General features: G+C 70.8%; 6 protein-coding genes. 5 read left to right on the top strand and 1 reads right to left on the bottom strand.

Annotated elements, in window-relative coordinates; translation table 11 throughout:
- Positions 1–308 precede the first annotated feature (308 nt).
- From AB0D31_RS34205 to AB0D31_RS34225, 5 genes are read left to right on the top strand one after another with little or no spacing between them, the layout of a single operon-like run.
- Positions 309–2,417: an ATP-binding protein gene (locus tag AB0D31_RS34205; RefSeq protein ID WP_362730688.1), complete on the top strand. Its 2,109-nt coding sequence runs from the start codon at positions 309–311 to the stop codon at positions 2,415–2,417.
- A gap of 7 nt (positions 2,418–2,424) precedes the next feature.
- Positions 2,425–2,859: a roadblock/LC7 domain-containing protein gene (locus tag AB0D31_RS34210; protein WP_362730691.1), complete on the top strand. Its 435-nt coding sequence runs from the start codon at positions 2,425–2,427 to the stop codon at positions 2,857–2,859.
- Between the two features lie 2 nt (positions 2,860–2,861).
- The gene (locus AB0D31_RS34215; protein ID WP_362730694.1) at positions 2,862–3,233 is read left to right on the top strand and encodes a DUF742 domain-containing protein; all 372 of its coding nucleotides are present in this window, start codon (positions 2,862–2,864) and stop codon (positions 3,231–3,233) included.
- Complete coding sequence (locus AB0D31_RS34220; protein ID WP_362730697.1) at positions 3,211–3,828, top strand: ATP/GTP-binding protein; 618 nt, start codon at positions 3,211–3,213, stop codon at positions 3,826–3,828. The genes AB0D31_RS34215 and AB0D31_RS34220 overlap by 23 nt, the downstream gene beginning before the upstream one ends.
- Before the next feature lie 2 nt (positions 3,829–3,830).
- On the top strand, positions 3,831–4,403 hold the full coding sequence (locus AB0D31_RS34225) for a GAF domain-containing protein (protein WP_362730700.1): 573 nt from the start codon (positions 3,831–3,833) through the stop codon (positions 4,401–4,403).
- 99 nt (positions 4,404–4,502) lie between these two features.
- Here AB0D31_RS34225 and AB0D31_RS34230 read toward each other — a convergent pair whose 3' ends face one another.
- The gene (locus tag AB0D31_RS34230) at positions 4,503–5,711 is read right to left on the bottom strand and encodes an acyl-CoA dehydrogenase family protein (protein ID WP_362730702.1); all 1,209 of its coding nucleotides are present in this window, start codon (positions 5,709–5,711) and stop codon (positions 4,503–4,505) included.
- Positions 5,712–7,056 lie beyond the last annotated feature (1,345 nt).

Consider the following 7,056-nt stretch of genomic DNA (forward strand, 5'->3'; position numbering starts at 1 on the left):
GTTGACGCCCCGGCCCCGCCCGCTACCGGCCCCACCTTTTCGCGCGCGGGCCTCGCGTCGCAGACCGGCGACGAGGGAAGCGGCATCAGGCGTTCCATGCCCGGCGGGACGCGTTCCCGCAGGTTATCGATCTGTCGTGCGAGGCGTCATACCAGAGTGGGACCCCGGCCGGGGAACTTTGGCAACAGCGCACCGAGGGTGACGCACAGGCGACTACGGTGAGTGGTCGACGATCAAAATGGGGCTCACATCAGCCGAGTTGGGCCCTGCCAGAGTGATCCATGGGACCCCACGCACCGAGGACGCCGATGTCTCATCTCCGCGCACCCGCAGCGCGGCCGGACCGCCGCGAGGGCGGACGGCACGGCCGTAACACCACCCGGCCGCAGCAGGCCCACATCGACGCCGGCCACCACGATCCCGCGCGCCACACGCCGCGCGCCTCCGGCCCGCGTACGTCGCCCGAACCCGGCATACGACCCCATCTGCTGCGCGCCGCCGTCCTGCCCGCCACCGTCGCGGTGCTCTGCGGCGCGGCCGCCGTCGCCTTCACTCTGCACTCCACCGGCAGGCACCCCTCGATGGGGCTCTGGGCGCTGCTCGCGGGCCTCGCCGTCCTGGCGCTCGCCGCGCTGGTCGCGGCAGGCATCGGCGCCGACCGGGCCGCCAAGACCGTGCTCGGCCGCGCCAACGGGCTGCGCCGGGGCAGCGCGCGGTCGGCAGCCGATCTCCGTACGGTGGTCGAGGCGCTGCGTCGTGGCGAGGGGCCGCCCGCGCGCCCCGCTCCGTCCCAACTCCCGCCCGGTGCAGATGAGTTCGAGCTGCTTGCGCACGAGCTGACCCGCTCGCACGACGCGGCCGTGGTCGCCGTGGTGCAGGCTTCCCAGCTCTCCAGCAGCGTCGGCAACGAGCAGAAGGTCGAGGTCTTCGTCAACCTCGCCCGCCGGCTTCAGTCTCTCGTGCACCGCGAGATCCAGCTCCTGGACGAGTTGGAGAACGAGGTCGAGGACCCGGAGCTGCTCAAGGGTCTCTTCCACGTCGACCACCTCGCCACCCGCATCCGCCGGCACGCCGAGAACCTCGCCGTCCTCGGCGGCGCCATCTCCCGGCGCCAGTGGTCCCACCCGGTCACCATGACCGAGGTCCTGCGCTCCTCGATCGCCGAGGTCGAGCAGTACCCGCGGGTCAAGCTGGTCCCGCCGATCGACGGGACGCTGCGCGGCCACGCCGTGGCCGACGTGATCCACCTGCTCGCCGAACTCGTCGAGAACGCCACGGTGTTCTCGGCTCCGCACACCCAAGTCCTGCTGCGCGCCCAGTTCGTGACGGCGGGTCTGGCCGTGGAGGTCGAGGACCGCGGCCTCGGCATGCCGGTCACCGAACAGAACAAGATGAACGCGCTGCTCTGCGACCCCGACCAGGTCAACGTGGCCCATCTGCTCCAGGACGGCCGCATCGGACTGTTCGTGGTCTCCGCGCTCGCCCGCAGGCACGGGATCGCGGTCCGGCTCCAGACCAACATCTACGGTGGCGTGCAAGCCGTACTGGTGCTGCCGCAGGGCCTGTTGGGCTCCGAGCCGGGCGACGGTTCGAGCCAGGACCGTCCGCAGGCACAGACATCGGCACACGCACAGACATCGGCACAGGCACAGGTGCATGCGTTGGAGCAGGAGCCGGGCGGGGAGCCTGGCGGCGAGGGGTGGAGCGCCGCGGGGCCGCCGGCACCCGACCCGGCCGCACGGCTGACCGAGCCGGCCGCTCGTCTGACCGACCCGGCGGCACCCCTGCCGGGCGCCCTTCCGGCGCCGGTGCGCGAGCCAGTCACCGGCCGCCACCACGAACCCGCCGGCCACCACGAACCCGTACGCCCGGAGCCCGTACACCTGGAACCCGTACACCTGGAACCCGTACACCCGGGCCCCGTACGCCCCGAGCCCGTACGTCCCGAGCCCGTGCATTCGGCCCCCTCCAACGACCTGCTGCCCCCGCCCCGGCGCTCCCTGTCCGAGCCCACCACGGCCGGTCGCGGAAGCGGCCCGCTGCCTGTGCGCGGTGCGCACGAGGAACGGCCCAACCCGGCCGACGCGGCGCCCGGCGTCCACCACGGCACCACCCCCGAAGGCGCGGAGCCCCTGCTGATCGTCGCGCCGAGATCCCAGAACGGCGCCGTCCGCGGCACCATGGGCCGCCCCGACCTGCCCAAACGGCGCAGCCAGGAACACCTCGTACCGCAGCTGCGGGACGCCCCCGTGCCGCGCAGGAACGACGAACACACCCTGCACGACCCGGGGTTGATGGCCGCCTTCCAACGGGGCATCGGGCTCGCCGAGGCACAGCAGAGCCACACCGCACACCCGACCCACCAGTCACCCACGGCGCTCCCGTCGGAAACGGACGCCGAACACTCCAAGGAGTAGATGCACCATGGCGAGCGATGCGCCGACCGGACACGTCTCGGACCTCGACTGGCTGCTGAGCGGACTGGTCCAGCGGGTTCCCTACACCCGCAATGCGGTTCTGCTCTCCTGCGACGGTCTGGTGAAATCCGTTCACGGCCTCGACCCCGACAGCGCCGACCACATGGCGGCCCTCGCCTCCGGCCTCTACTCGCTCGGCCGCAGCGCCGGGGCGCGTTTCGGTGACGGCGGCGAGGTCAGGCAGGTGGTGGTGGAGCTCGACTCCACGCTCCTGTTCGTCTCCACGGCCGGTTCGGGCACCTGTCTCGCCGTACTCGCCGGCCGGGAGACGGACGCGGCGGTCCTCGGCTACGAGATGGCCATGCTGGTCAAGAGCGTACGTCCCTACCTCGTGACGCCGGCCCGGCAGGGCGCCGGAACATCGAGCGGTCTGAGGAGCTGACCGTGGGCTCCCCTCAGGACGGGCCATGGCTCGACGACGCGGCCGGGCGCCTGATCCGCCCCTATACGGTGAGCAACGGCCGCACCAGGCCCACCGCGGCCCTCGACCTGCTCTCCCAGGTCATGGCGACCGGCGCCCTTCCCCAGACGCATCTGGGTCCCGAGCATTCGCAGGCGCTCGGCCTGTGCAAGGGCCCCACGTCGGTGGCGGAGATCTCCGCCCATCTGCGGCTGCCGGCCGTCGTCACCAAGGTGCTCCTCTCCGATCTCGTGGACTGCGGGGCGGTGACCGCACGGGCACCCCGCTCCACCCATACGCCCACCGACCGATCTCTGCTGGAGGCAGTGCTCGATGGCCTACGACGACGGCTGTGACACCCGCCCCGCCCAGGACGCCGTGGACCTGTTCCCGACCGCGCTGAAGATCCTCGTCGCGGGCGGGTTCGGGGTCGGCAAGACCACCTTCGTCGGAGCGGTCAGCGAGATCGAACCGCTCTCCACCGAAGAGCTCCTCACCACGGTCAGCGTGGCGCACGACAGCCTCGAAGGGGTCGAGTCCAAGACCACCACCACGGTCGCCATGGACTTCGGCCGCATCACCCTCGACGACCGGCATGTGCTCTACCTCTTCGGTACGCCCGGCCAGGAACGCTTCTGGTTCATGTGGGACGAGCTGTCCGAAGGCGCGCTGGGCGCGGTGATCCTCGCCGACACCCGCAGACTCGACGCGTGTTTCGCCGCCGTCGACTTCTTCGAGCGGCGGGGCATCCGCTTCCTCGTCGCCGTCAACGAGTTCGACGGTTCGTACCGCTACGACCCGGAGGAGGTGCGGGCCGCCATAGACCTCAAGCCCGAGGTCCCCGTCGTGCTGTGCGACGCCCGCATCGGCAGCTCCGGTATCCGGACGCTGGTCACCCTGGTCCAGCATCTGCTCGCCACCGTCCCGGCAGCCACCAGCCATGGAGCCTGACTATGACGTACGACCCGACCGGACACCTTCTGCTCACCCCCGTCGACCGTGAGGCGCCGGTACGCGTGCAGCGGCTGCGACAGCTGGGCATGGGGCAACTGCCCGACCCCGCCTTCGACGCGTTCGCGAGCAAGCTCGCCGAGGTGACCGGCGCCCCCTTCTCGATGGTCAACTTCATCGATGAGAACCAGCAGTTCTTCGCCGGGCTGCACACCCCGAACGGCGCCCACACCGGTGCGGACCTGGGCGCCGCGGTCGCCGGGACGGGCGGGGTGAGCCGGATCATGGCCCGCGACCACGGGTACTGTCCCCATGTCGTGGTGCGGCGCAAGGCCCTGGTCCTGGAGGACGTGTGCGACTACCCCAGGTTCGCGGGCAACCCGGTGGTTGACGAGATCGGGATCCGCTCCTATCTCGGGGCACCGCTCATCGACCGTACGGGCATCGCGCTCGGCACCATCTGCGTGGTCGACACCGAACCCCGGCCGTGGGGCAGGGCAGGCCTGGAGACGATCAAGTCGATGGCGGCGGAGCTCATCGAGCAGATCCACCGGCGCGAGGACGGCCGCATCTGAGCCGTCCCCGCCCGCGGTGCACCGGTGATCAGTGCCTTGGTGCTTCGGTGCCTCCGTGTCTCCGTGCCTCCGTGCCTTCGTGTCCCGGTGTTCCGGAGGTCAGTGGGCCGCGGCGGCCAGCTCCTCCGTACGCACTAGATCGGAGAGCTTCTGCGACCACTGGCCCTTCGCCGTGCCGAGGGCGACTTCGGCCAGTCTCAGGTGCTGGATGTCCGAGGTACCGGCCGGGGCGAAGATGTGGTGGGCGTCGCGCAGATACCGCTCGATGGGCCGATCGGTGAAGAGACCGGCCGCCGCGTGGATCTCCATGGCGTTGCGCGCCGAGTCGAGAGCCGACTCGACATTGACGACCTTGGCGTTCATCAGCTCCGCATCGCAGGGCAGCCCCTCATCGAGTAGCTGGACCGCGTGGTAGGCGACCAGCCGTGCCGTCATCACCCGGGACTGCAACTGCCCCAACTTGATTTTGATGTTGGGGAGTTCGTGCAATGGTTTGCCGTAGCGGACGCGTTCGCGGCAGAACTTCGTGGTCTCCTCCAGGATCGCCTGATGGATGCCGAGCGACACCGCGGTGAGATTGGCGCGCCCGTACAACACGCTTGAGGAGTACGCGACGGCGAGACCGTCGCCCTCCTCGCCCAGCCGATTGGCCGCCGGTACACGGCAGTTGTCGAAGCGGACCTCACCGAAACTGAACCCGTGCAGCCCCATCGACTCGCGGTGCTCGCCCAGCGAGAAGCCGGGCCGCCCGGATTCGACGAGGAAGGCCGAGAGCCCTCTTGACCCCGGTCCGGTGCGCAGGATCACCCCATGGAGATCGCCCACCTGGCTGTTGCCCACGTAGATCTTCCGGCCGTTGAGAACGTAATCGTCGCCGTCCCGCACCGCGCTCGCGGTCATGCCCAGCACATGCCCGCCCGACTCGGGCTCGGTGACCGCGATCGTCGGCAGGCACGCCCCCGCCGCCACGGCCGGCAGCCACCTCGTACGCTGTTCCTCGTTGCCGAAGTGCAGGATCTTGGCGACGCCGAGCTGCGAGGCCTGCACCATGGCGCCCATCGCGCCGCTCACCCGGGACAGCTCCTCGATGATGATGGTCTTGCCGAGGTGCCCGACCCCCATGCCGCCGTACGCCGGGCTCACCGTGGCCCCTATCCAGCCCTGACGGGCGATGAGCCGGGACAGCTCGTGCTGGACGGTGCGGGCCGTCTCCATCTCGGCTATCCGCGGCCGTACCTCGCGTTCCGCGAAGTGCCTGACGTCTTCCCTGAGTTGTTGGTGCAGCCGGCTGGTGAAGTATCCGTACATCCGCGAGCCCTCCTCCGCGAATCGCCCGCCGCGGGGGTGGCCCCGGCAGGTGGTGCATCGGCAGTGGTTCCCGTCCCGAGGGGCCGACCTCTCTTCTATGGCGGATCACTGTCGGTTTTTACGTGTTCATCGTCAACCTTGGCCAGAAGCAAGCGAGTTGGCGTGGGAAGACGATGCGTTGTGTGCGACTCGGCCCCGTCCGGTCCCAGTCGATTGCATCCCCTTCACACAAGTTTCTGCCACACGCCCACGGCAAAGTTTTCGTGGGCATGTGGCACTGAGGGACAGGAAGCGGAATCTAATGAGCATGGTCGTGACATCTGGGGACAACTGCAGAACCGATTCAGCTTCGACCGTGCCGAAAGTGGACTCTCCTTCACGCGTGTGAGTGAACGATGCGGCCCCGCGCCGCGGCCTCCGTCGACGCCGTGGCGCCGCGGGGGTGGCGGGGGGTGGCGGAGAGGGGCGCCCGGCAGGGGTGGCGAACCGAACGCCGGTGCCTCGCGCACCTGGCCGCCGGGACGGCCCGGCTGCCCATGCGACACCGCTGACCTGGTGATCTTCCGGGAGGGCCGGGTGGCGCTCGGGCCGGCCGGAAGAGGGGAAGTGGGCGTGCGACCGGGGCGCGAGGGATGGCGCGTCGCGGCGGAGGGCCGGCACGGGGTCCGCGTGCCGAGCGACCCGACAGCTGTGAACTGCGACTCCCTTCATCCATAAGGGGAATCGGCGCCGCTCCGGGCGGGCTGTGGGACCCTTGCCGTGGTCTTTCGCTTGCGATCGGGGAGAGCGCGTTGGGGCGAGCACCGGCGCGAAGGGGGCATGAGGGTGGTGCGGGGCGCGCGATGGAGTGTGCGATGCGGAATCGGACGCCTCCCTGGTGGCGGCCTCGCGGCGCCGGTGAACTCCGCACGGTGAACGCCCGCATTCGGACACCCGCCGCCCCCGGGCGAAAGAGGCCGACCGAGCGGTCCTCGCTGCCGCGGGGGCCCGCGCGGTCCCTGAGGTGTGGGGAAATGGTGAGGAATCCGGCCACCGGGCCGGGCGGGCCGTATGCCCCGGGAGCGCTACCCGTCGCAGGCGTACCGCGACCCGGGGTGCCGTGCCACGGCTGGGCCCGGCGGACTACAGCGGGGGCCGGCGCGCCGCTCGGGGTGCCGCGCCACGGCCGGGGGCGCCGCACTACGGCCCGGGCCGGCGTACGACATGCCCTGGGCCCCGCACCAACGCCCGGGCCGGCGTACGACATGCCTCTGGGCCCCGCACCAACGCCCGGGCCGGCGTACGACATGCCTCTGGGCCCCGCACCAACGCCCGGGCCGGCGTACGACACGCCTCTGGGCCCCGC

Origin of the sequence: Streptomyces sp. NPDC048361, from assembly GCF_040651795.1 — a bacterium.
Taxonomy (GTDB): Bacteria; Actinomycetota; Actinomycetes; order Streptomycetales; family Streptomycetaceae; genus Streptomyces.